The sequence below is a fragment of the Leptolyngbya cf. ectocarpi LEGE 11479 genome (assembly GCF_015207065.1).
Lineage (GTDB): Bacteria > Cyanobacteriota > Cyanobacteriia > Phormidesmidales > Phormidesmidaceae > Leptothoe > Leptothoe ectocarpi.
In genome coordinates this window covers 1-1,133 of the sequence record NZ_JADEXP010000644.1, presented here as the reverse complement: position 1 = coordinate 1,133, position 1,133 = coordinate 1, and the positions used below count along the sequence as shown (strand labels likewise).

General features: G+C 39.3%; 1 protein-coding gene. It reads left to right on the top strand.

Going from position 1 to position 1,133, the window contains the following annotated elements:
- Positions 1–752: 752 nt before the first annotated feature.
- On the top strand, positions 753–1,133 hold a 381-nt coding region (locus IQ260_RS30705), incomplete at its 3' end, for an AAA family ATPase (RefSeq protein WP_193996821.1).

Here is a 1,133-nt window from a genome sequence, read left to right as displayed (position 1 = left end):
ACTCAATATCGCAGAAGCTAGATAGAGAAAATTCAACTATGAGACAGATCTGCAAATAATAATAGTCAACAAATAACTTTTACTAACTAAAAATAAGACACCAGGATAAGATAGGCTAAATCTAGCCAGGTTGCTGATATCTCCTAAGATATTTACGCAATAAAACTATTTGTCAAAAATGCTCTCATCTATGATGAGTATATTTCGTTACATTTAAGGAAAATCATTGATAAAAATCGTTCTAATTTAAGCCTCCCGCTTGAAAATGATGCAGCTTAAAAATAATGTTCAGTGGTTATATTTAGAGTCAGTTTAGAGCTGCAGGATAACAACATATATGTTTTTTGGAGAAAATAATGAACTCGATTTAAAGGTGCCCCAATGACCTATAGATTTCGCATATTTTGATTTGGAGTTGAACTAGCTATACAGAATCAGGACGTCAGCAACAACACATATGTTTCTGAAAAAATGTACGGGCTTTAATAGATTAAGACTAATAGTTTCATAGGCATACCCTAAGAAGGATACTACCAATTTGATGTATACGCATGGAACTATGACATATAGAGGTAGTCTTTAATTTCGTTCTATAAATAAATTCATGTCATATTCATTTTTATGAACATTGGTTATGCATGGGCTCATAAGGAAACCAGATCGATGGGATCGCTAGCCATTTAAAAACCAGATCGTAAGTACTAAAGATCGAACGTACTTGCTATGGTAGGCATAGGCTGGAACCCTCTGTCATGATTCCAAAACGGCTGACCCTAATCAATTTTTTGAGCTATCGAGAGGTTACTCTCGATTTTGCGGGGTTACATGTGGCTTGTATCTGTGGGCCGAATGGAGCTGGTAAGTCATCGCTGTTAGAAGCAATGGCTTGGGTAGTGTGGGGGCATAGCCGAGTAGCCACCGATGATGATGTTATCCATCTTGGGGCAAAAGAGGTCAAGGTTGAGTTTGTTTTTGAGCACCAAGGACAGGTCTATCGCATTTTACGGGGGCGCAGACGCAAGCAAGGCAGCGTACTGGAGTTTCAGATACAAACCCCTAGTGGTTTGCGAAGCCTGACTCAGCGAGGGATACGGGCAACGCAGCAGCTGATTCTGCAGCATCTCAAGGTATAC